Genomic DNA, 22,154 nt, shown 5'->3' with positions numbered 1-22,154 from the left:
CGGGAACTGGCGGATCGGTAGGTAACTCGCTGCTCCGCAGAAAATACATGCGGGCTATTTCAAACCTAAAAGGCTATTCCACGTACCTAATGACATCGAAACCCTTTGATTTAAAGGATTTGGAATGTCGATTGTGGTTGGATTGATGGTCTTGCTGCTGCCGCCTGCTGCGTGGTTGCTTGTCAAACGATATGAGCGTCATCTCGATGCGCAGATCGGGCCGTGGATCGTCAGTGAGATGAAGCCGCAGCGCAGCCGGCAGCGTCTCGTGCGCGAGCACCGTGATGACAGCGATCGCTGAAATCCGCCCCTATTCAGGTTACCGCAAAACTTACAACGCGCGCGCGTAACTAAGTAGTGCGCATTCACACTTGGCCTTGTCCTGCTTGGTAGTGCTGATCCCGCCACGAGCACCAGCCTGGATGTCTCATCCGTCCGGTTGGTCGCTTGATCTGGCCCGGGACCGCCGCCAAACACCCCCCATGTCGCGCGCGGTCCCGGTTATTGTTCGTAAACAAGATCGATGACGGCGCAGGATCGCGATTTCGCAGTGATGACGCGCTCTGGGACCTTCATGAGAAATTGCGCGTCGTGCTCGCCGCAAAGATGGTTGCGCGGCGACAGCAGCTCGATGAGCGCCTGCGCGATGTCCAACAGTTCGCGATTTCGTCGAAGCGTGCTGTCGCAGTATTGCGGTCGATGGCCGAGGGCGGTTGTCCGATGATCAAGTGACGGCCACTTGTTCGATGTCGCTGGCGATCATCGGGAATTATTTGCGGCAACCGGTGTTCTGAGGATGGGGGCCCACACCTGCGACAGGAGTGTGCCATGCTCAGGAAAATGTTGATCGGACTTGCCACAATTGCGGCCATCGGCATGACGTCCGTGCCGATGGATGCTTCCGCGCGCGGCGGCGGGGGCGGCCACGGCGGTGGTGGTGGGCACGGTGGTGGTTTCCACGGTGGTGGTGGTTTTCACGGAGGTGGCTTCCACGGAGGTGGCTTCCGCGGCGGCGGTATGGCCATGGGCGGCCTGCGCGGCGGCGGGTTCGGTGCAACTCGTTTCGCCGCCATGTCCGGTGGAGCACGCTTCGCCGGAATGTCCAATCGAGGCTTCCATCACTTCGGCCACCATAACCGCCACTTCCGGAATTTCGCCCCGTTTGTGATCGGATTCGGTTCGTCCTACGCCTATGCGGGCTATCCGTATTACGACAACTGCTATGACGTTATACGGGTGCGGACTTATCACGGTTGGCGATGGCGGCGCGTGTATGTCTGCGGCTGACGCCGGGCGACCGCGGAGTATTCAATTCGCGGCGTTGTCCGTGACCAGATAGTGCCCGGACTTGCCGCCCTTTTTCTCGACGAGGTGGATACCCTCGATGCGGACACCGCGCTCGACGGCCTTGATCATGTCGTAGATTGTCAGGCATGCGACGGAGACGGCCGTCAGCGCTTCCATCTCGACGCCCGTGGGGCCCGTAACCTTGACTGATGCACGTACGCGGCAGCCCGGCAGTTTCTTGTCGGGCGTGATGTCCAGCGTGACTTTGGATAGAGCCAGCGGATGGCACAGCGGGATCAGATCCGATGTGCGCTTTGCCGCCATGATGGCGGCGATACGCGCCGTGCCGAGCACATCGCCCTTCTTGGCATTGCCGGAGACGATCATCTCGAGCGTCGCCTTGCTCATGATCACCAGACCTTCGGCCACCGCGATGCGTTCGGTCGCCGGTTTCTCCGACACATCGACCATGCGGGCCTCGCCCGAGGAATCGATGTGGGTGAGGGCCGGGGCCTGCTTCGATTTTTTCGTCTTGCCGGCCATGATCAATGCGTTCCGTTCGCGCGCTTGAGCAGCGTTTGCGTCGCGGCCGTCACGTCCGCCTGCCGCATCAGGCTTTCCCCGACCAGGAAGGTGGAGATGCCGACACGCTCAAGGCGTGCGAGGTCGTCCGGCGTGAAGATGCCGCTTTCGCCGACCTTCAGACGATCCCGGGGGATCATCGGCGCCAGCGTCTCGCTGGCGGTCAGCGTGGTCTCGAAGGTGCGCAGATTGCGGTTGTTGATGCCGATCATCGGCGAGCGCAGGTTCAGCGCGCGTTCCAGCTCCGGCTGGTCGTGGATTTCGATCAGCACATCCATGCCCTGGTCGATGGCGGCGTCTTCGATGTCACGCGCCTGCGCATCGTCGAGTGCAGCCATGATGATCAGGATGCAATCGGCGCCATGGGCGCGGGCCTCGACCACCTGATAGGTGTCGAACATGAAGTCCTTGCGCAGCACCGGCAGTTTGGTCGCGGCGCGCGCCGCGACCATGAAGTCGAGATGGCCCTGGAATGACGGCGTATCGGTCAGAACCGAGAGGCATGCGGCGCCGCCGGCTTCATAGGCCTTGGCCAGCGTCGGCGGATCGAAGTCCTCGCGAATGAGCCCTTTGGACGGCGAGGCCTTCTTGATTTCGGCGATCAGCGCGAACTCGTTCTTGTCGAGCTTTTTGTGGATCGCGGTCATGAAGCCGCGCGGCGCCGGCGCAGCCTTGGCCAGCGCTTCGATGGAAGCGATGGGATGGGCGCGTTTCGCCGCCGCGATTTCTTCGCGCTTGTAAGCTTCGATCTTGGTCAGGATGTCGGACATCGTCGTCTCACAGGTTTGCGTTGGAGACGGCGACCAGTCGCTTCAGCTTCTCCAGCGCTGCGCCGCTGTCGAGCGACTTCTGACCGAGTGCCACGCCTTCCTTCACGTCCTTGACCTTGCCGGCCACGATCAGCGCCGCGGCAGCATTGAGCAGCGCGACGTCACGGAAGGCACTCGGCTTGCCATCGAGCACGGCCTGCAGTGAGGCGGCGTTCTCCTGGGCGTCGCCGCCCTTCAGGGAATCCGGACCGGTGCGCGGCAGGCCCGCATCCTCGGGTGAAATCTCGAAGCTGCGGATATTGCCGTTTTCCAGCGCTGCCACGAAGGTCGGGCCGGTGAGGGTGATCTCATCGAGGCCATCGGAGCCGTGCACGACCCAGGCGGATTCGGAGCCGAGATTCTTCAGCACCTGTGCCAGCGGAAGCACCCATTGCCGCGAGAAAACGCCGACCATCTGCCGGGTGACGCCGGCGGGATTGGACAGTGGCCCAAGTAGGTTGAAGATGGTGCGGGTGGCGAGCTCGACGCGGGTCGGGCCGACATTCTTCATGGCCGGATGATGCGCGGGCGCGAACATGAAGCCGATGCCGGTCTCCTTCAGGCAGCGGCTGACATCGTCGGGCGTGAGGTCGATCTTGACGCCGAGGGCCGCCAGCACGTCTGCCGCGCCAGAGCGTGACGACAGCGCACGATTGCCGTGCTTGGCAACCGGTACGCCACAGCCGGCGACGATAAACGACGCACAGGTCGAGACGTTCACGGAACCGGAGCCGTCGCCGCCGGTACCGACCACATCGACAGCGCCAGCCGGTGCGTCGACCCGTAGCATCTTGGCGCGCATCACCTCAACCGCGCCGGTGATCTCGTCCACGGTCTCGCCGCGCACGCGCAGCGCCATCAGCAGGCCGCCCATTTGCGAAGGCGTGGCTTCGCCCGACATCATGCTGTCGAAGGCCGCCGAGGCTTCCTCACGCGAGAGGGAGGCGCCGGTCGCGACCTTGGCAATGATTGCCCTGAGATTGTCCATCGGATGCTTTCAGAGTGATGCACATCTCATTGCAGGCGACATCTGCGACGAAGCCATCCAGCCTTTGCTTGTTGCTTCTGGATGGCTTCGCTGCGCCCGCAATGACGACGTGGGTTTCCTAATTGGTGTTGCTGTTCGCGGCACCAGTGGCGATCGCAACGGCTTCCGCGTTGATCTTGGTGCCGATCTGCGTCTCGAGCCTGGTGACATATTGCGCGACCTGCTCATCGGTCAGCCCGCGCTGCAATGTCTCCTTCAGCTTCTTGGCGTCTTCGGAGGCCATATCAACCGCAGGCGCGGTGACGTCGGTGATCCGGTAGACGATCCATTCCGACGGCGTCGCGCCCTGCGCCTGTCCGGCCGAATCCTTGACGCCGCGGAACACGGACTGGATGACGCCGGCCGAGAGAGCCGGATCGCTCGCGTCGCGCTTGAATGGCGCGGAGGTCACGACCTTGAGTCCGGCTGCCGCGGCTTCGTCGGCGAGCTTGGCACCGCTTTCGAGCTTCTTCGCCATGTCGACAGCCTTGTCGCGCAGACGCGTGGTGATCTGCTCTTCGCGCCAACGTGCCTCGACCTGCGGCTTCACTTCGTCGAGCGTACGGTCGCGCGCCGGGGTGACGCCGAGCACGTCGTACCAGATGTAACCGCCGCCGGCCTGTAATGCGTCGTTGTCGACGCCGACATCGCTGTTGAAGGCCTGGGTCACGACGTCCACACCCGTGGGCAGGCCGGCAACGGGCTGGCCGTCCGGCGTACGGCCGGAGCGATCGACGGCCTCGATGGTGACGGCGGTGAGGCCGAGCTTCTTGGCGGTATCGACGACATTGGCTCCGCCACCGCGTTCGTCTTCGATCTTGTTGTGCATGTCGGACACGACGGCGCGGGCGCGCTCGATGGCGATATCGCGCTTCAGGTTGGCGGCAACGCTGTCATAGCTCGGCGTCGTGCCGGCCTGAACTTTGCCGACCTTGACCAGCGTCACGCCGAACCGTCCGGTGATCGGCTGGCTGATACCGTCGGGTGCCAGCGAGAAGGCGGCATTGGCGACGGAGGGATCGATGATGCCCGCTTTGGCAACCATGCCGAGATCGATGTCGGAGGCGGACAGGCCGCGTTCCTTGGCGAGGTCCTCGAACTTGAACGTATCGTTCAGCTTGGCGCGGCCGGCTTCAGCGTCCGCTGCATTCGGGAAGACGATCTGCGAGATCTGGCGCTGTTCCGGCGTGGAGAGCTTGTCCTTGCGCTCCTCGAACACTTTCCTGGCGTCGTCGTCCGACACCGTCGACCACTTCGCCATCTCATCAGGCGTCAAAGCGAGGAAGGCGATCTTGCGATATTCGGGGGCGCGGAACTGGGTCTTGCGCTCGTCGAAATAGGCGGCGAGGGCTTCGGGCGAGGGCGCCTCAATGGTCCCGGCCTGCGCAGCATCGAGCTTCACGTAGTCGATGGTGCGGGTCTCGTTCTGATAGCGGCTCAGCGCCTCGATCATCGTCTTCGGCGGTTCGACGCCTGACGTGACCGTGCCGGCGATCTGGCGGCGCAGCGACACCTTGCGCTGTTCGGCGATGTAGCGCTGTTCGGTGAAGCCCAGCGAGCGGATCAGCTGCTGGAAGCGCGGCGCATCGAAGCCGCCGGTCGGGCTCTGGAAGTTCGGGTCCGCAATGATCTGCCGCATCACCTCGGCGTCGCCGACACCGAGACCCTTGCGACGCGCGTCTTCATCCAGGGCCGCTTCGGCGACGACCTGCTGCAGGACCTGGCGGTCGAGGCCGAAAGCACGGGCCTGATCCGAGGTCAGCGGGCGGCCGAACTGGCGGCCGATCTGCTGCAGCTTGTCGTTATAGAGCTGGCGGAACTGCTCGGTCGTGATCTCGGTTGAGCCGATGGTGGCGAGCTTGGATTGCCCATAGCCCTTGAACGCGTCGGCGATGCCCCAGATGCCGAAGCTGACAATCAGCACGCCCATCACGACGGCCATAATCGTCTTGCCAATCCAGTTGGATGAGGCTTTGCGCATTCCTCGAAGCATAGGGTCTTCTTATCTGTCAGGAGGGGAATCGGCTCGCACCAGCAGCCCATGGGGCCGGAGGGCGTCGCCAAATAGGAGGCGCATCATAAAGTGGCAAAAGCCGGGTCGCAACCGGCTGGGGCGGGGCGGATTGAAGCGGTTTCCGGCGCTACCGCGAGGCATTAGCGGCCTATGGAACTTTCCGCCCGCTGCCGCTTTGTTGAGCGGGCGTTCAGGCCTGCCGGGAGAGATCATGCGCATCGGTTGGCGATCGGGAGTTGCCGCCTGCGGTATCTGGATGGCGCTGACGCCGGCAGGCGCGCAGCCAAATCCGGCGATGCAGAATCCCACGGTGACGAAGTCGACGAATTCGCAGCCGAAAACAGAAACGCCGCCACTTCCCGGCGCCAATAGTTTCACCGAAGGTCAGGCTCGCAAGTCGTTGGAGTCACAAGGCTATGTCGACGTGTCGCCGCTGGTGAACGACAGCCAGGGGATCTGGCGCGGCACTGCGATGAGCGGATCCAAGAAGGTCGATGTCAGCGTCGACTACAAGGGCAACGTCTCGGCGAATCCGGAATGACCGTGGGGATAGCGCGATGAGCAAGGTGACGATCTCCCGGCTGTTCGACGACTACGCCGACGCGCAGAAGGCCGTCATCAACCTTCGTGATGCCGGCGTGGCCGAGGACGACGTCAGCATTATCGCCAACAATGCCGACAAATGGTACGCGCCCGACTATGCCGCGGGCGCCGGCAAGGGTGCTGCGATCGGTGCCGGTTTTGGCGGGGTCGGCGGGCTATTGGCAGGCCTCGGCCTGCTGGCGATTCCCGGGCTCGGGCCGGTCGTGGCTGCCGGATGGCTGGCAGCGGCCGCAGCCGGCGCCGTGGCCGCGGGCGCAGCTGGTGGCGTGATCGGGATGCTGGCCGAAGCCGGCGTCGCCGTGAATGATGCCGAGGTCTATGCCGAGAGTATCCGCCGCGGCGGTAGCCTCGTCAGCGCCAAGGTCGAGGTAGCCGACAAGGACCGGCTTGAGGCGTTGCTGCATCCATCATCGGTCGATATCGCCCAGCGCCGCAGCGACCTGGCCGCAACGGGCTGGAGCAAGTTCGATCCCTCGGCCCCTGACCTCACCGCCGATGAGATCAAACGGGAGCGGAGCCAGCGTGGCGCCAAGCCAGCTTGAGCTGACGGATCGCCTCTGTTAGCTCAGATAACCTCTTTCAAATGACAGGATATCCTCATGACTGATGCCGTTCGGCCGCTGATCGCCGGCAACTGGAAAATGAACGGCCTCAAGGCGTCGATGACCGAGTTCGAGGCGATGCTGCGCGGCGCGCCGGATGTGCTGGACAAGGCTGACCTGCTGGTCTGTCCGCCGGTCACGCTGCTGACGAGTTTCGCGTCGAAGGCAGCGAGCTTCGGTCAGGAAGGTAGCCATGTCGTCTCAGTCGGGGCGCAGGATTGTCACAAGAACGTCTCAGGAGCGCATACCGGCGATATTGCGCCCGAAATGTTGGCTGATGCCGGCGCGACCGCTGTTATCGTTGGACATTCCGAGCGCCGCGCCGATCACGGCGAGACCGATGCCGTGGTTCGTGAAAAGGCACTGGCCGTCTGGCGCGCCGGGCTCACGGCGATCGTCTGTATCGGCGAGACCCAGGCCGAACGTGATGCCGGCAAGACCCTCGACGTCTGCGGCACCCAGCTGAAAGGCTCGCTGCCGGATGATGCCACCTCGGGCAACCTGATCGTGGCCTATGAACCGGTCTGGGCGATCGGCACAGGATTGACGCCGACAGTCCAAGATGTCGAGCAAGTTCATGAGTTTATCCGGGATCGTTTGATTGAGCGCTTTAAGAGTGAGGGGGCCTCGATCCGCATCCTCTATGGCGGTTCGGTCAAGCCATCCAACGCCAGGGAGTTGATGGCGGTTCCTCATGTGAACGGTGCGCTGGTGGGCGGCGCCAGCCTGAAGGCGGCCGATTTCCTTGCGATCGCGGCGGGCTGTCCCTAACTCCCACGGAGTGCTGGAATTTGCGGTCCAGACCGGTCGGCGCGGGGGTGACAATCCCCCGGTCGATCGTGTAGACACCGCTGGATTCAAACCCCGCAAGCCATGACTGCAGCCGGCGATCGGCGCTGCGTGCTTGCGATGGAAGGACACGATGCAAAGCGTCATTATCGTTATCCACCTCATGATCGTCGCGGCTCTGATCGGGACGGTGCTGCTGCAGAAATCCGAAGGCGGCGGCCTGGGCGTTGGCGGCGGTGGAGGCGGCGGCTTCATGTCCAGCCGCGGCACGGCGAACCTTCTGACACGCACCACCGGCGTTCTTGCGGTGGGCTTCTTCCTGACCAGCCTGTTCCTGTCGTGGCTCGCGACCTATGAGCGCAAGCCGACTTCGATCCTGCCGGGCTCAACCGCGCCGGTGTCGCAGCCGGGCTCGCCGCTGGCTCCGCCAACCTCGGGCGGCCTGCTGGATACGCTGAAGAAATCCGACGAACAGCAGGCTCCTGCAGCCCCGGCACCGCCACGCTCGCAATAAAGCAGAGGCGCCATGCAGGACGGGGACTACCGTCCTGCATCAGCAGATCCCATCAAGGGGCTGCAATCATTTCGTTTTTCAAGTCACCCACAGCCTCACCGATTCTCGGCTGACGGCTGCGATTCGTTTTGGCGAATCGGTTTCGGAGCCTTAAAGGTTAAGTCCCATGGCGCGGTACATTTTCATCACCGGCGGCGTGGTTTCCTCGCTCGGTAAAGGTCTGGCTTCAGCGGCGTTAGGCGCGCTGTTGCAGGCGCGTGGCTACAAGGTCCGGCTTCGCAAGCTCGACCCCTATCTCAATCTCGATCCCGGAACGATGTCGCCGTATCAGCACGGCGAAGTGTTCGTGACCGATGACGGTGCCGAGACCGATCTCGATCTCGGCCATTATGAGCGTTTCACCGGACGGCCTGCCACCAAGCAGGACAACATCACCACCGGACGAATCTATCAGGACATCCTCACCAAGGAACGTCGCGGCGATTATCTCGGCGCCACTATCCAGGTGATCCCGCACGTCACCAACGCCATCAAGGACTTCGTTCTGTCGGACAATGACGGCTACGACTTCGTGCTGGTCGAAATCGGCGGCACCGTCGGCGACATCGAAGGCCTGCCGTTCTTCGAAGCTATCCGCCAGTTGCGCAATGACCTGCCGCGCGGCGACACCGTGTTCGTGCATCTGACGTTGCTCCCTTACATCCCGAGCGCCGGCGAGTTGAAGACCAAGCCGACCCAGCATTCCGTCAAGGAGCTGCGCTCGATCGGTATCCAGCCCGACATCCTGCTGTGCCGCTGCGACCGCGACATTCCCAAGGAAGAGCGCCGCAAGCTTGGCCTGTTCTGTAACGTCCGCGAAAGCGCCGTGATCGAGGCGCGCGACGTCGACAATATCTATGCGGTGCCCGAGGCCTATCACGTCGCCGGGCTCGACGACGAAGTCCTGGCCGCATTCGGCATGACGCCGAAGGCGCTGCCCGAGCTGAAGACCTGGAACACCATCAACGAGCGTATCCGCCATCCGGAAGGCGCGGTGACCATCGCGATTGTCGGCAAATATACCGGCATGAAGGACGCCTATAAGTCGCTGACCGAAGCGCTGTCCCATGGCGGCATCGCCAACAAGGTGAAGGTCAATCTCGACTGGATCGAAAGCGAAGTCTTCGAGAACGAAGATCCGGCGCCGTTCCTCGAACACGTCAACGGCATCCTCGTCCCGGGCGGCTTCGGCCAGCGCGGCGCCGAAGGCAAGATCCGCGCGGCGCAGTTCGCGCGCGAGCGTAACGTGCCTTACTTCGGAATTTGCTTCGGCATGCAAATGGCGGTCATCGAAGCCGCGCGAAACCTCGGCGGCATCAAGGACGCCAACTCCACGGAGTTCGGCGAGACCAAGGAGCCGGTCGTCGGCCTGATGACCGAATGGCTGCGCGGCAACGAACTCGAGAAGCGCCACAATGCCGGCGATCTCGGTGGCACCATGCGACTCGGCGCCTATCCGGCGACGCTGACCAAGGGCAGCAAGGTCTCGGACGTCTATGGCGGCGCCACCGAAATCTCCGAGCGCCATCGCCATCGCTACGAGGTCAACACGGCCTATAAAGACCGTCTTGAAAAGCATGGGTTGAAGTTCTCCGGCCTGTCGCCGGATGGCGTGCTGCCCGAAATCGTCGAATACGAGAACCATCCGTGGTTCATCGGTGTGCAGTATCATCCCGAGCTGAAATCGCGCCCGTTCGAGCCGCATCCGCTGTTTGCGTCGTTTATCAAGGCCGCGGCGGCGCAGAGCCGGCTGGTGTGAGACTGGAGGAGCGGATTTGGCGAAGCTGTAATCCGCCGTCGGCGTGTGTGGGACGGAAGGATGGCGGATCATGCTTCATCAATCCGCCCTACGACCGAGTTGCCCATGTCGCTGCGCTCATAAGGGCTGCGCAGACTGCCGATTGATCGGCAGAAACCAATCATGCGAATGATCCTGAGGCGTCGGTCTTCTGACCGGCCGAACGGACAAAGGGATGATCCATGCGCGCTTTCTATCACCCGGATCAGGCAATTCATTCGCCGCAGCAATTCATGCGTTACGGCCGCTTCGTGCCCATCAAGGATTCGCCGGTTCGCACCGAACGACTGATCGGCGCTTTGGCGCGGCACGAGATCACGCCTGAAAAGCCGGCGGAGTACGGCACTGCGCCCGCGCTGACGGTGCATACGCCGGCTTACGTACGCTTCTTGGAAACCGCGTGGGATAATTGGGCGCAACTGCCTGACCACGGACCGGAAGTGTGGCCGCAATATTTCCCGTATTGGAGCGGACGCCCGGAAGAGGCTGCACGGCGGGATTGCCCGGCAACCGGATTTATCGCTCAGGTGGGCTGGTATCTCGGCGATCTGTCGGTGCCGATGGGCCCCGATAGCTGGCGTTCCATCCTGCGCTCGTCGGAAACAGCGGTCACTGGCGCAGACGCTATCGTCGGCGGGGACCGCGCTGCCTATGCGCTGTGCCGGCCGTCGGGCCATCACGCGCGCGCCGATCGCGGCACAGGATTCTGCTACCTGAATAACAGCGCGATTGCCGCGCAGCGATTGCGCGGTCGCTTTGGAAAGGTGGCGATCATCGATGTCGATGTTCATCACGGCGATGGCACGCAGCAGATTTTCTATAATCGTCCAGATGTGCTGACGATCTCGATCCACGGCGACCCCACGAATTTCGTGCCGTTCTATACGGGCTATGCAAGCGAGACCGGCCATGGTGCCGGCGAGGGCTTCGATCTCAATCTACCCTTACCGCCCGGTGCCGGTGGCGCTGAGATGAATGCAGCCCTCGACAACGCGATCGAACGCGTTCGCGCATTTGGCGCCGATGCTCTTGTCGTGGCGCTCGGCTTTGATGCCCATCGCGATGATCCGATCGGCATCCTGAAGCTTGACGCAAAGGACTTCGGGAGCGTCGGCACCAAGATGCAATCGCTGGGTCTGCCGACGCTCATCGTTCAGGAGGGCGGATACGGCATCGATGCGATCCAGGATTGCCTCGATTCCTTCCTGACTGGCTTCAGGCAAGCGTAATTCGGATGGGATCGCGTAGAGCGGATTACGCTTCACCCTACCGCTCAGCCACAGGTTTCAGCTCTCGAAAAATACAAACGCCGCCCAGACCGACGGGTCTTTAGCGGCCGTGATCTTGCCCTGGATCGCTTCGATGCGGACCTTCCGGAGGGCGCTGGCGTAATCGAGTTTCTCGTCGGCCAGCACCTGATAGAACCGCGCCATGAAGTTGGCGGTGCCTTCGTCTGCGACCTCCCACAATGTCAGCAGCGAACGCCGGGCGCCGGCGATGGCAAGGGCGGTGGGCAAGCCGCGCACGCTGCCAATCCGGCTGGGATCGCCGAGCGCGGTTTGGCAGGCGGACAGCACGACAAGGTTGGCCGACGACAAATCCCAGTTCATCAGCTCGTGCGCATAAAGTACGCCGTCATTGTCGTCGCGCTGCGGCGGGCGGCTGAGATTGGGGCGCGAGGCAACGAGGCCGCTGCGCCAGAGCGCGTCGGTGCGGTTGGAGGCGGTCTTGTAGAAGCCGTGGGTGGCGAGATGGATCAGGGACGCGCCTTCGGCGTCGGCGCGGATCGTCGCTTCCCCGCTGTCGCTGCCCGAGAGGATGGTAACGACAAGGTTGCGCTTCTTCAGATCGGCGCTGACCGTATCAACTTCGGTCTTCGTCGAGGGTAGCTCATTGGCGGCGCCGGCATAGTCGAGCCCGCCGACCAACAGCGCCTTGTCGCCCGATGCAAGCCTGTTGTCGTTGTTCGCAAAGAACAGCGCGTCGGCGCGCGTCATGATCCGGGTGTCGTAAATCTCGTCGAGATAGCGGCCGCCGGCATCCTGCAGCATCGCGAAGGGCAGGCTGTAGAGTTCGGCATCGGGGACAAGAAACAGTCGTCTCACGTCGGCGAGCTGCGGCTTCAGCGGTCCGAGCAGCGTGTCATGGAGGCGACGGAAGAGCTTTGCATGATCCGGCGACGTCGCATCGACTGCGAGGAAGCTATCGAGCGGGCCGAGATCGAACAGTGCTGGCGCGGTGTCGTGGCGGCGGATCACGGCCTGCAGCCGCATCTCCGGTTTTGGCGCGATCGGATTAACGCGGTTGCGGCGACCGCTGACGAAGAAGTCGACCAGCGCGTCTGATCGTTCGAGCCTTTCCTCGATGGATGGGAGCTTGAGATCGGTTGGCGCCTTGCCACCCATCTTTGCCGCAAGCGCCTGCCGCGCGTCCTGCAACTGCCTGAGTACGTCGCGTGCGTCGTCATCGATCTTGCCCGACGACAGCAATTCCTGCTGCTGGCCAGACAGTCGCAGCACGGTCTGTGCCAGTGCCTTGGTGGCGTCGTCAGGCAGCCGGTCGGCCGTCAGGCGCAGCATGGTGCGTTCGCCATCTTCCATTGTCTTCCAGCGCGACACCGCGTCGGCATAGGCGATGGCCGCGGCTGGTTCGACCAGCGCGTAGCGACCGAACTCATACAGGATATCATCGGCCAGCTTGCGCATGGTCTCGGCGACGTAGCGGTTACCGGCGGTGCCGACCTCGCGCAGCATCCAGCGGAACGCCTGCTGCTCGACATCCTTGAAGGTCGCCAGCGTGTCCTTGTCGCCGCGCTTCATTCGAGTCATCGCGACACCGAGCAAGGCATCGAACGTGATCGGATGCTGACGCGCAATGGTCGTCTGCGAACGGTGATAGGCGTCGATCCGCAGCGCCAGCGCGTGGTCGGTCTCGCCACGTGTCTCATACTGATCGGCAGCGAGTTGTGCCGCCTTGATGCGCAGGAGATCCGGTGCGTCGTTCCAGTCCTTGACCTTGGCCATGGCTTCCAGATCAGGGCGGCTCATCTGCTGGTCGGGATGGAAATAGGCTTTTGTATAGGCGATCCAGACATTGGCCTGCTGGACATGTTCGGAGCGGGGATCGGCGAGTTCGGTCGCGCAGCGCTTTTGCAAGTCGAGCGCGCGGAGCGTTTCGGCTTCGTTGCCCATGGCCAGATGGTTGAGCGCGAGATTGCTGGCGCTCACCAGCGCCTGAATGCTGCCATAGCCGTAATGCGCGATGCGCTTGCGCAGCAGTGGTTCGTCGATCCCCGCGGCGACGTCGGGATGTCCGACCATGCGCAGCGCTTCGGCATGATTATTCTCAGTGCGCCAGGTCAGCGGCTCGCGGTCGCCGAGTGCCTTTCGCGCATTGAGGTAAGTCTCTTCGGACAGGTTGAGGCCGGATGCGACCGCGCCATTATTGGTCAGTAGCGTCGCGAGGATGTCGCTGCCGGCAATGTCCTGCGCTGAGTTCGGGCCGTATTCCGCGCGCATACGCTTGCGAGCTTCGGTCGCCACGGGAATGCCGAGATCATATTGATTGCTGCGTTCGAGGAAGCGCGCGTATTCGAACCAGAATGTAACCGCATCGCGGCCGCCGTCGCGTGCGGCGCGGGTCTTGGCCGCTTCGGCAAAAAGCTCCGACGCGGTCGCGTTGTCGCGCCGCCGCTCGAACGAACTGGCGGCATTGAGATAGGCCGTGATTGTGAGGCTGTGATAGTTGCTCTGCGTGACCTCGCGGAGCGCATTTTTCAGCCGGTCGCGGCCGCTGCCGTCGTTGCCTGTGCGCAGCGCGTTGAACGCATCCTGGATCTTTGCCGTGAGTTCACGCTCGCCGGGTGCGCGGCTGTTTTGCGCTTCGGCGACAGGGGTGAGGACTGGCAGCACGATGAGGCCACCGGCGATAGCGATGGCCAGCCGGCCGGCAACGCCGGCTGCCCATTGCGCCCGGGATGACAAAGACATCTCCGGCAAGTCCTACTTGCAGCCCGACGTGCTGTCGCCGGCTCGGGCCATCGGCTTGCCGTTAATGAACACGCCAGTGCTGCCGGAGATTGTCTTGCCGCCACATTCGGTGCTCCCGCCGACGACGGCTGCAGGCTTGCCATTGATGTAGACGCCTTTCGCGCCTTCGATGATCTTGCCATCGGTCGTGGTGTCACCGACGCGCGCCGCCGGCTTGCCATCGACCATCACGCCGGTGGCGCCCGACGTGATCTTGCCGGGCTGTTGAGCGGCGGCAGACACAGTCAGTGTCATCAGGGCGAGTAGCGACAAAAGGGGCTTTTGCATCGTCGATCCAAGTCGGTTGCGTCACAGGCGCCATGATGTAAGCCTGACGGTACGCAGGCAAGGGACGATGCCGCACCAAGCCATGCGTTAGAGTCTTTCAAGGCTGACAAAAAGGGAAGGAACCAAAGCCGATGATCTATGAATTACGCGTCTATCGCTGTTTGCCGGGACGTTTGCCGGCGCTGATCAAGCGATTTGAATCTGTCACATTGAAGCTCTGGGAGAAGCACGGCATCCGGCAGTCCGGTTTCTTCACCACGGTGATCGGCGAATCCAATCAGGAACTCACTTACATTCTCAAATGGGAATCTCTCGCAGAGCGCGAGAAAGTCTGGACTGCTTTCATGTCCGACCCGGAATGGATGTCCGCGCGCGCCAAGTCCGAAGAGGACGGCCAGATCGTCGGCAATATCGTCAGCCAGCTGCTGGCGCCGACGGCCTTCTCGGCGCTGAAGTAAGCCTGGTCCCGGGGCAGGCCGGTCCGCCCGGTGCGGAGGCCGCCCTAGTCAGTTTGGAGGCGGCTCCCGCCGCAACCCTGATATTCCGACCGGCGGGATGGGCCTGATCCGGCTTGCATCCCGCCCGGTCCTGCGGTCATGGTCGCCGGAATAATAAGGAGACCATTTTGACCGCATCCTCCACAGCCGCGCCCATCGTCGCCCTCGGCACCGTCCGCTTTGGCAATGCTCTGCCGATCTCGGTGATCGCCGGGCCATGCCAGCTCGAAAGCCGGGCTCATGCGCTCGAAGTGGCCCATGCGCTGAAGGAGATCGCGACCCGGCTCAAGATCGGTCTGGTCTTCAAGACCTCGTTCGACAAGGCCAATCGGACTAGCGCCTCTGCCGCGCGCGGCATCGGCCTCGATGATGCTCTGCCGATCTTTGCCGAGATCCGCGAGACGCTCGGCCTGCCGGTACTGACCGACGTGCACGAGAACGATCAATGCGCGCGTGCCGCCGAGGCGGTGGACGTGCTGCAGATCCCGGCCTTCCTGTGCCGGCAGACCGATCTGCTCCTGGCCGCGGCCGCGACCGGCAAGGTCGTCAATGTGAAGAAGGGCCAGTTCCTGGCGCCCTGGGACATGGCCAATGTCGTCAGCAAGCTGACATCGTCGGGCAATGACAAGGTGCTGGTCACTGAGCGCGGTGCGTCCTTCGGCTACAACACACTGGTCTCCGACATGCGGGCGCTGCCGATCCTGGCGCGCACCACCGGCGCACCGGTGATCTTCGACGCCACCCATTCGGTGCAGCAGCCGGGCGGCAAGGGGACGTCCTCGGGTGGCGAACGCGAATTCGTGCCGGTACTGGCCCGCGCAGCGGTGGCCGTCGGTGTCGCCGGTGTCTTTATCGAGACCCATCCCGATCCGGATAATGCGCCGTCCGATGGGCCGAACATGGTGCCGCTCCGCGATTTCGAGGCGCTGGTGAAGAACCTGATGGCGTTCGACGCGCTGGCCAAAGAGACGGCGGCCAAGGCTTGATCATGCAGCCCTCTGCCGCGGCGCTGGTGGCGCGCTGATGCCTCCGGTCCTCAATATCATCGCATTGGCATCCTTTGCCGCCGCGTTGTCGATGCGCGCGCTGGATCCGGTGCTGCCGCATGTCGCCGACGATTTGTCCATCACGGTGGCAATTGCCGCCGGTCTGGCATCCGCACTGGCCTTCACCTTCGCCATCGTGCAGCCGGCGCTCGGTGCTGCCGCCGACCTGTTCGGTAAGCCTCGACTGATGATCGTCTGTCTGGTGCTGCTCGGCATCGCCAATATTCTCGGCGCGATCACCACCTCCTATCCGCTACTGCTGGCGACACGCGTTCTGGCTGGCATCGGGGCAGGCGGGGTGTTTCCGGTGACCCTCAGCCTGACCAGCGATCTGGTCGGGCCGAAGCTGCGTCAGGTGGCGCTGAGCCGTGTGATGGCCGGCGCCATGACCGGCAATCTGCTGGGTTCGACGGCATCCGGCGTGATCGGCGACTTCTTCGGCTGGCGCGGGGTGCTGGTCATCCTCGGCGGCCTCGCGATCGTCGCATCGGTCGCGGTGGCGTATGGCTTCAAGGGCGCCGCGATCATCAAGCCGACCGTGAAGGCCGACTTCGGCAAGCTTGCTCAAGGCTACAAGGTGATCTTCCGCAACCCGAACACGCTGATCGTCTACAGTGCCGTGTTCGTCGAGGGCTGCTGTATCCTCGGCCTGTTTCCCTATATCTCGTCATTCCTGTTCGATCGCGGCGTCACCAGCCTTTCCATCGCGGGCCTCGTGATCGCCTGCTTTGCCGTCGGCGGTCTGTTCTACACAGCGACCGTGTCGCGCATGCTGGCGAGGCTCGGCATCAACGGCATGATGATCTATGGCGGCATCGTGATCGCGATCCAGCTCGCCGCCACCGCCTTCAGCCCGAACTGGCAGATCCAGGCACTGAGCCTGCTGCTGATGGGCTGGGGCTTCTACATGCTGCACGGCTCGCTGCAGATATTCTCCACCGAGCTGTCACAGGAAGCCCGCGCCAGCGCCATGTCGCTGCACGCCTTCTGCTTCTTCATGGGCCAGTCGGTCGGCCCGATCGCTTATGGCTTCGGTCTGGCGCACGCCGGCAAGATGCCGACGCTGCTGCTGTCAGCCGCCATCGTCTTTGCGCTTGGCTTCGCCGCCGCGAAGCTGCTGAAACCGATGAAGCCCACAGACGCGAAGGCCTAACCCCGCCCGCGATACGGCGCGACGCCTTGCTCGGGGACCCAGACGCCCTTGGGCAGCGTTCCGGTCTGCCAGAACACGTCGATGGGGATGCCGCCGCGCGGATACCAGTAGCCGCCGATACGCAGCCATTTCGGCTTGATGGCGGAGGCAACGCGCTTGCCGATCTCGACGGTGCAATCCTCATGGAAGGCGCCGTGATTGCGGAACGAGGCGAGGTAGAGCTTGAGCGACTTCGACTCGACCAGCCACTGGCCGGGTACATAGTCGATCATCAGATGGGCGAAATCCGGCTGGCCGGTGATCGGGCACAGCGAGGTGAATTCCGGCGCCGTGAAGCGCACCACGTAATTGGTGTCCTTCTGCGGGTTCGGTACACGGTCGAGCTTGGCCTGTTCGGGGGAGGTCGGCCATTCCACAGCGCGGCCGAGCTGCAGGTCATCTGGCAATTTCGGGGATTTGCGGGGTGTTTTTGACATAAATATCTCCGTTATGGCGGTTCATAGCCAATCCCGGGCCAGTCGTCACGTCAGGCGGGGTTTTCCCGCCGGGAGGCTTGCTGTAGAAGCGGCGCCAACGACCCACCCCCAGCACAAAGAGGGCATTCATGACCGCCATCGTCGACATCATCGGCCGCGAAATTCTCGATAGCCGCGGCAATCCCACGGTTGAAGTCGACGTCGTCCTCGAAGACGGGTCGATGGGCCGCGCCGCGGTTCCGTCGGGTGCCTCCACCGGCGCCCATGAGGCGGTCGAGTTGCGCGACGGCGACAAGTCCCGCTATCTCGGCAAGGGCGTGCAGAAGGCGGTCGATGCCATCAATGGCGAGATCTTCGACGCCATCGGCGGCATGGACGTGGAGAACCAGGTCCAGCTCGACGAGATCATGATCGAGCTCGACGGCACCCCGAACAAGTCGCGCCTCGGCGCCAATGCGATCCTCGGCGTCTCGCTGGCCGCCGCCAAAGCGGCTGCGGAATCCTTCGATATGCCGCTGTATCGCTATGTCGGCGGGACCTCGGCCCGCACGCTGCCGGTGCCGATGATGAACATCATCAATGGCGGCATGCATGCCGACAATCCGATCGACTTCCAGGAATTCATGATCATGCCGGTCGGCGCGTCGACCTTCGCCGAAGGCCTGCGCTGCGGCGCCGAGATCTTCCACACGCTGAAGGGCGAGCTGAAGAAGGCCGGCCACAATACCAATGTGGGCGACGAAGGCGGTTTCGCACCCAATATCGGTTCGGCCGAAGCGGCGCTGGACTTTGTGATGGCCGCCATCACCAAGGCTGGCTACAGCGCCGGCAAGGACGTGATGCTGGCGATGGATTGCGCCGCCACCGAATTCTTCAAGGACGGCGCTTACGTCTATGGCGGCGAGAACAAGACCCGCAACATCTCCGAGCAGGCCAAGTATCTCGCCCAGCTCGTCGCCAATTACCCGATCGTCTCCATCGAGGACGGCATGTCGGAAGACGATATGGACGGCTGGAAGCAGCTCACCGACCTGATCGGTTCGAAGTGCCAGCTGGTCGGCGATGATCTGTTCGTCACCAATGTCACGCGTCTTGCCGACGGCATCAAGAATGGCCGCGCCAATTCGATCCTGATCAAGGTCAACCAGATCGGCTCGCTGACCGAAACGCTGAGCGCCGTCGAGATGGCCTACAAGGCTGGCTATACCGCGGTCATGTCGCACCGTTCGGGTGAGACTGAAGATTCCACGATTGCCGATCTCGCCGTGGCCACCAATTGCGGACAGATCAAGACCGGCTCGCTGGCACGCGCCGATCGTACCGCCAAGTACAATCAGTTGCTGCGCATCGAGCAGCAGCTCGGCACCCAGGCGAAATATGCCGGCAAGGCCGCACTGAAAGCTCTCGCGTAAAGCGCAAGCGCGGCCTTCGGCCGAGCAAGAAACTACGCGATCAACGCCGTTCGCTGAAATAGCGGGCGGCGTTTTTCATTGAATGACCCTGACCGCGCAAGGTGACAACGTGGTTCAATTTGTAGACGTCACCATGATACCCCATTGCGGTCGCGAAGGTATCACGTTGTGGGTTCAGCCTTCTCCAGGCAATGCCGATGGAGAGCGCGAATGCCCAACATCTTTAAGGTCCAAGGTTTCGGTGCACTGTCCGAGTGGAATGGACAGTTCTCCAGTGCGTCGGCCGATCAGGCGTTTCAAGCCATGGCGTCTCTGGGATCGAATTCGATCGCGCTGACGACGCGGATATGGACCGACAGCCGTACGGGCAATGACGTGCTCGCCGTGCCGGACAAGACCGAAAGCGATGCGAGCCTGCTGGCTGGCTTTCAGAAGGCCCATGCCGCCGGGCTGGATGTTGTCTTCAAGCCGGGCATTACAGGTCTAGACGGCACGATCTCGCACAGTCTGGCGCCGTCGGACGTCGATGCCTTCTTCGCGTCCTACAAGGCCGAGATCGTTCACCTGGCTGAAATTGCGGAGCAGGGTGATGTCGCCAGTTTCGCCATAGGCAACGAGATGAGCAGCCTGTCGGGCGACGCCTATCGCAACTACTGGGTCGATATCATCGACGCTGTGCGCGGCGTCTATCATGGCGAAGTCACTTACGCGGCGGCAACCGACGAAGCATCCAAGGTCAGCTTCTGGGACCAGGTCGATACGATCGGCATCAACGCCTATCCACCCTTGACGGCTAGCACGACGCCGACGGTGGACGATCTCGTGCACGCGTGGAACGAGGTGCCGTACAATCCGTATTACGCCAAGGCCTTCGGCTATCAGTCGCCCGTCGATTTCTTTCATTCGCTGTCGATGGATTACGGCAAGCCGGTGCTGATGACCGAGGTCGGTTATCGCAGCATCGACGGTACGGCTATCAATCCGGGCGGTGGATCATCCAAGGCGCCTGCGGATCTCGCCGAACAGGCCGATGCCTATAATGCCTTCTTTCAAGTCTGGAGCGCGCATGGCGGCAGCTGGCTGAAAGGCGCCGAGTTCTGGCAGTGGGACCTCAACAACTTCTATTCCGAGACCGGCTATTCGGTCATGGACAAGCCGGCGCAGGATGTGGTGGCGCAGTATTTCCATGGGACAGGACCAACGCCGGGCATCACCGTCACGGGCTCGTCGATCGGCGACACGATCGATCTCGGAGGCGGGAACGACGTTATCTTCGGCGGGCTCGGTCATGACGAGATCTATGGCGGTGCCGGGAACGATACGATTGTCGCCGGTCCAAGCGTCGCGGGCAAGCTCGCCACGACCACCATCACGCTGACGGGTTATGGCTCCGTCGTGAACGGAATCGGCGCGCAGGCGCAGGTTCTGGTCAATGGCCAGCCGGTTTCGGGCGTGCTTGAATTCACGCCCGCGAGCGATCCGTCGGGCTACCAGACCTACACGGTCACTTTCGACAATCCCGCCAGCATCTCCAGTGTCGCGATCAACCTTGCGAATTCCGAGCCCGGGCGCGCGCTGCATTTCAAGGACATTGCCATCAATGGCGTCGATCTGGTGCCGGCCGACGGCACCAATGCCAGTTCACCCGGCTCGTTCGATCTCTATGTCCGCAGCATCCAATTCGACACGACCAAGCATCAGGACTGGTTCTTCGGTGCCTCAAGCGACAACGATGTCGTCCGCGGCGGTGACGGCGATGACTACATTGCTGGCGGGATCGGCAACGACATCATCAATGGCGGCAACGGCACCGACACCGCGGTATTCTCCGGCAATGTGGCCGACTACAGCATCAGCCGCAGTGGCGTTCAGACGATCGTCACTGACAGCGTCGCTGGCCGCGACGGCACTGACTATCTCACCAATACGGAATTTCTGAAATTCGCAAATGCCAGTATTGCCGTCGATACGCTCGGCCAAGCATTTGCAAGCAGCACTGGCAGCGAGAACTTTGCTTTCAGTCTGACGTCCGGCCACACGACGTCCGCCCACATGGAGGTGCAGAATAGTGCGCAGGGGGAGGGCGCTGCGGAAGTCGCTCTTGCTCAGGTCCTGACGGCGTCCAGCCATCCCGTCGTGGCCGCGCCGGCGCTGGACGACGCGCTCGGCGCTCATGATGCCGCGCTCGTGCCGGCGACGCCTCCATCGCATCATGACGTGCTGATCGTCTGAGGATTTCGGATGGCCAAAACAATTCAGCCGAGGTGACAATCACCTCGGCTGAATGCGTTTCGATATTGGCTGCGTATTATTGCGGAGCAGCCGAGACCTGTGCAGGCTTCGGCGCCGCCGGCTTGCGGCGAATACCGCCGCCGGTCACGGCCATGACACGGGCAATGGCCTGACGCTGCAGGCTGTCGTCCTTGTCGATCGAGAAGTGGTTGGTGGTGGCGTTCTCGTTGACGTTGGCAAGCTTGCCCTTGAAGCGGGGATCCGCAGACACCGCGCGCCCCCAGCCGGCGGGTACGTAATAGTTCACGATCTGCTTCACATTGTTGGGGACGGCATCGGGCGCCACCGGATCGAAGTTCACGATCAGCGCCACCGGGATGTTGTACTGTGCGAGCTTGCGGGCAATCGAGATGGTCACGTCGGCACCGGCCGAGTGGCCCATCAGGATGATCGGTTCGCGGTTACCGGCCTTGTACCGGGCGATCATGTCGTCTGCCTGGCCGCTCCACAGCGTGTGATTGCTGACCGAGGAGGCGACGCCGGCGGCTTCGAGCTTGTAGGCGATCTGATCCATGCCGAGCGAGAACACGTTCATGAGGCCACGATAGAGATAGACATGGCCGGGGCGACGGCCGGGCGCCGCATCGGCATCCCCGGAACTCGCGAGTGAGGCCACAAAGAGCGACGACAGAATCAGCAAAACGGCCGCTGGAGAGGTCCACGACGGCCGTTTGAAGCCCTTGAGAGCAATCGACATAGTGCTTTCTTTCTTCGAAAAAACCCGCGACATGTTCAGACATAAGACCCTGCCGTCAATCACAGTCCTGCCTCGATTCCCGGAATTGTGATGAAGGGGGTTGCGAAAGAGCGGCTGTGTGACCTGAGGGCGACAAAATCCTGCCGGACGCTTCCGTTTTGGGCATGGGGAGGTTTGTCGGCGCAGGCGAATTTGCTATGC

At 62.6% G+C, this 22,154-nt stretch carries 22 protein-coding genes; 13 read left to right on the top strand and 9 right to left on the bottom strand.

Features of this window, described 5'->3' with window-relative positions; genetic code table 11:
• Window positions 1–124: 124 nt before the first annotated feature.
• Window positions 125–301: a hypothetical protein gene (locus CHC01_RS32535; RefSeq protein ID WP_176454568.1), complete on the top strand. Its 177-nt coding sequence runs from the start codon at window positions 125–127 to the stop codon at window positions 299–301.
• A gap of 200 nt (window positions 302–501) precedes the next feature.
• On the opposite strand, the gene CHC01_RS32530 is transcribed toward CHC01_RS32535, so the two are convergent.
• Window positions 502–654 (bottom strand): hypothetical protein, encoded by a 153-nt coding sequence (locus CHC01_RS32530; protein WP_176454567.1) that lies wholly within the window; start codon window positions 652–654, stop codon window positions 502–504.
• A gap of 174 nt (window positions 655–828) precedes the next feature.
• On the opposite strand from CHC01_RS32530, the gene CHC01_RS33040 reads away from it, so the two are divergent.
• On the top strand, window positions 829–1,287 hold the full coding sequence (locus CHC01_RS33040; protein ID WP_244558344.1) for a hypothetical protein: 459 nt from the start codon (window positions 829–831) through the stop codon (window positions 1,285–1,287).
• Window positions 1,288–1,308: 21 nt separating this feature from the next.
• Here the strand turns inward: CHC01_RS33040 and moaC are convergent, their stop codons facing one another.
• The 4 genes from moaC to CHC01_RS12280 form a co-directional block, all read right to left on the bottom strand.
• Window positions 1,309–1,830, bottom strand: coding sequence for a cyclic pyranopterin monophosphate synthase MoaC (gene moaC / locus CHC01_RS12295; RefSeq protein ID WP_089264522.1), 522 nt, complete (start codon window positions 1,828–1,830; stop codon window positions 1,309–1,311).
• Window positions 1,831–1,832: 2 nt separating this feature from the next.
• Window positions 1,833–2,639: an indole-3-glycerol phosphate synthase TrpC gene (trpC, locus tag CHC01_RS12290; protein WP_089264521.1), complete on the bottom strand. Its 807-nt coding sequence runs from the start codon at window positions 2,637–2,639 to the stop codon at window positions 1,833–1,835.
• Between the two features lie 7 nt (window positions 2,640–2,646).
• Window positions 2,647–3,666, bottom strand: coding sequence for an anthranilate phosphoribosyltransferase (gene trpD / locus CHC01_RS12285; protein ID WP_089264520.1), 1,020 nt, complete (start codon window positions 3,664–3,666; stop codon window positions 2,647–2,649).
• Window positions 3,667–3,784: 118 nt separating this feature from the next.
• Window positions 3,785–5,698 carry a peptidylprolyl isomerase gene (locus CHC01_RS12280; RefSeq protein ID WP_089264519.1) on the bottom strand — a complete coding sequence of 638 codons (1,914 nt, stop codon included), beginning with the start codon at window positions 5,696–5,698 and terminating at the stop codon, window positions 3,785–3,787.
• Window positions 5,699–5,930: 232 nt separating this feature from the next.
• Between CHC01_RS12280 and CHC01_RS12275 the strand changes: the two genes are divergently transcribed.
• The 6 genes from CHC01_RS12275 (at window position 5,931) to CHC01_RS12250 (ending at window position 11,293) form a co-directional block, all read left to right on the top strand.
• Window positions 5,931–6,260: a hypothetical protein gene (locus CHC01_RS12275; protein ID WP_089264518.1), complete on the top strand. Its 330-nt coding sequence runs from the start codon at window positions 5,931–5,933 to the stop codon at window positions 6,258–6,260.
• Window positions 6,261–6,276: 16 nt separating this feature from the next.
• Window positions 6,277–6,864 carry a general stress protein gene (locus CHC01_RS12270; protein WP_089264517.1) on the top strand — a complete coding sequence of 196 codons (588 nt, stop codon included), beginning with the start codon at window positions 6,277–6,279 and terminating at the stop codon, window positions 6,862–6,864.
• Between the two features lie 57 nt (window positions 6,865–6,921).
• Complete coding sequence (gene tpiA, locus CHC01_RS12265; protein ID WP_089264516.1) at window positions 6,922–7,695, top strand: triose-phosphate isomerase; 774 nt, start codon at window positions 6,922–6,924, stop codon at window positions 7,693–7,695.
• 151 nt (window positions 7,696–7,846) lie between these two features.
• Entirely contained in the window at window positions 7,847–8,227 is a 381-nt protein-coding gene (gene secG, locus CHC01_RS12260; protein WP_089264515.1) for a preprotein translocase subunit SecG, read from the top strand.
• Between the two features lie 166 nt (window positions 8,228–8,393).
• On the top strand, window positions 8,394–10,025 hold the full coding sequence (gene pyrG, locus CHC01_RS12255; RefSeq protein WP_068730833.1) for a CTP synthase: 1,632 nt from the start codon (window positions 8,394–8,396) through the stop codon (window positions 10,023–10,025).
• 221 nt (window positions 10,026–10,246) lie between these two features.
• The gene (locus tag CHC01_RS12250) at window positions 10,247–11,293 is read left to right on the top strand and encodes a histone deacetylase family protein (RefSeq protein WP_089264514.1); all 1,047 of its coding nucleotides are present in this window, start codon (window positions 10,247–10,249) and stop codon (window positions 11,291–11,293) included.
• A gap of 57 nt (window positions 11,294–11,350) precedes the next feature.
• Here CHC01_RS12250 and CHC01_RS12245 read toward each other — a convergent pair whose 3' ends face one another.
• Both CHC01_RS12245 and CHC01_RS12240 read right to left on the bottom strand, forming a co-directional pair.
• Window positions 11,351–14,053, bottom strand: a complete 2,703-nt coding sequence (locus CHC01_RS12245; protein WP_089264513.1) for a CHAT domain-containing protein — start codon at window positions 14,051–14,053, stop codon at window positions 11,351–11,353.
• Between the two features lie 12 nt (window positions 14,054–14,065).
• A complete protein-coding gene (locus CHC01_RS12240) occupies window positions 14,066–14,380 on the bottom strand; it encodes a PAAR domain-containing protein (protein WP_089264512.1) in 315 nt (104 codons plus the stop codon).
• A gap of 131 nt (window positions 14,381–14,511) precedes the next feature.
• On the opposite strand from CHC01_RS12240, the gene CHC01_RS12235 reads away from it, so the two are divergent.
• From CHC01_RS12235 to CHC01_RS12225, 3 genes are all read left to right on the top strand, one after another.
• Window positions 14,512–14,838, top strand: a complete 327-nt coding sequence (locus CHC01_RS12235; protein ID WP_089264511.1) for an NIPSNAP family protein — start codon at window positions 14,512–14,514, stop codon at window positions 14,836–14,838.
• Window positions 14,839–15,005: 167 nt separating this feature from the next.
• Window positions 15,006–15,863 carry a 3-deoxy-8-phosphooctulonate synthase gene (kdsA, locus tag CHC01_RS12230; RefSeq protein WP_089264510.1) on the top strand — a complete coding sequence of 286 codons (858 nt, stop codon included), beginning with the start codon at window positions 15,006–15,008 and terminating at the stop codon, window positions 15,861–15,863.
• A 37-nt stretch (window positions 15,864–15,900) separates the two neighbouring features.
• Window positions 15,901–17,076, top strand: a complete 1,176-nt coding sequence (locus tag CHC01_RS12225) for an MFS transporter (protein WP_089264509.1) — start codon at window positions 15,901–15,903, stop codon at window positions 17,074–17,076.
• Here the strand turns inward: CHC01_RS12225 and queF are convergent.
• Window positions 17,073–17,552 (bottom strand): preQ(1) synthase, encoded by a 480-nt coding sequence (queF, locus tag CHC01_RS12220; protein ID WP_089264508.1) that lies wholly within the window; start codon window positions 17,550–17,552, stop codon window positions 17,073–17,075. The two genes, CHC01_RS12225 and queF, sit on opposite strands and share 4 nt — an antisense overlap.
• Window positions 17,553–17,680: 128 nt before the next feature.
• On the opposite strand from queF, the gene eno reads away from it, so the two are divergent.
• Window positions 17,681–18,964 (top strand): phosphopyruvate hydratase, encoded by a 1,284-nt coding sequence (gene eno, locus CHC01_RS12215; protein WP_089264507.1) that lies wholly within the window; start codon window positions 17,681–17,683, stop codon window positions 18,962–18,964.
• A gap of 210 nt (window positions 18,965–19,174) precedes the next feature.
• Window positions 19,175–21,196: a glycoside hydrolase family 113 gene (locus tag CHC01_RS12210; protein ID WP_089264506.1), complete on the top strand. Its 2,022-nt coding sequence runs from the start codon at window positions 19,175–19,177 to the stop codon at window positions 21,194–21,196.
• Between the two features lie 76 nt (window positions 21,197–21,272).
• Here the strand turns inward: CHC01_RS12210 and CHC01_RS12205 are convergent, their stop codons facing one another.
• The gene (locus tag CHC01_RS12205) at window positions 21,273–21,953 is read right to left on the bottom strand and encodes a hypothetical protein (protein ID WP_089264505.1); all 681 of its coding nucleotides are present in this window, start codon (window positions 21,951–21,953) and stop codon (window positions 21,273–21,275) included.
• Window positions 21,954–22,154 lie beyond the last annotated feature (201 nt).

This window comes from Tardiphaga sp. OK246 (assembly GCF_900188215.1).
Lineage (GTDB): Bacteria > Pseudomonadota > Alphaproteobacteria > Rhizobiales > Xanthobacteraceae > Tardiphaga > Tardiphaga robiniae.
The sequence above is the reverse complement of the archived record's forward strand: the minus strand, read 5'-3'. Positions and strand labels throughout refer to the sequence as shown.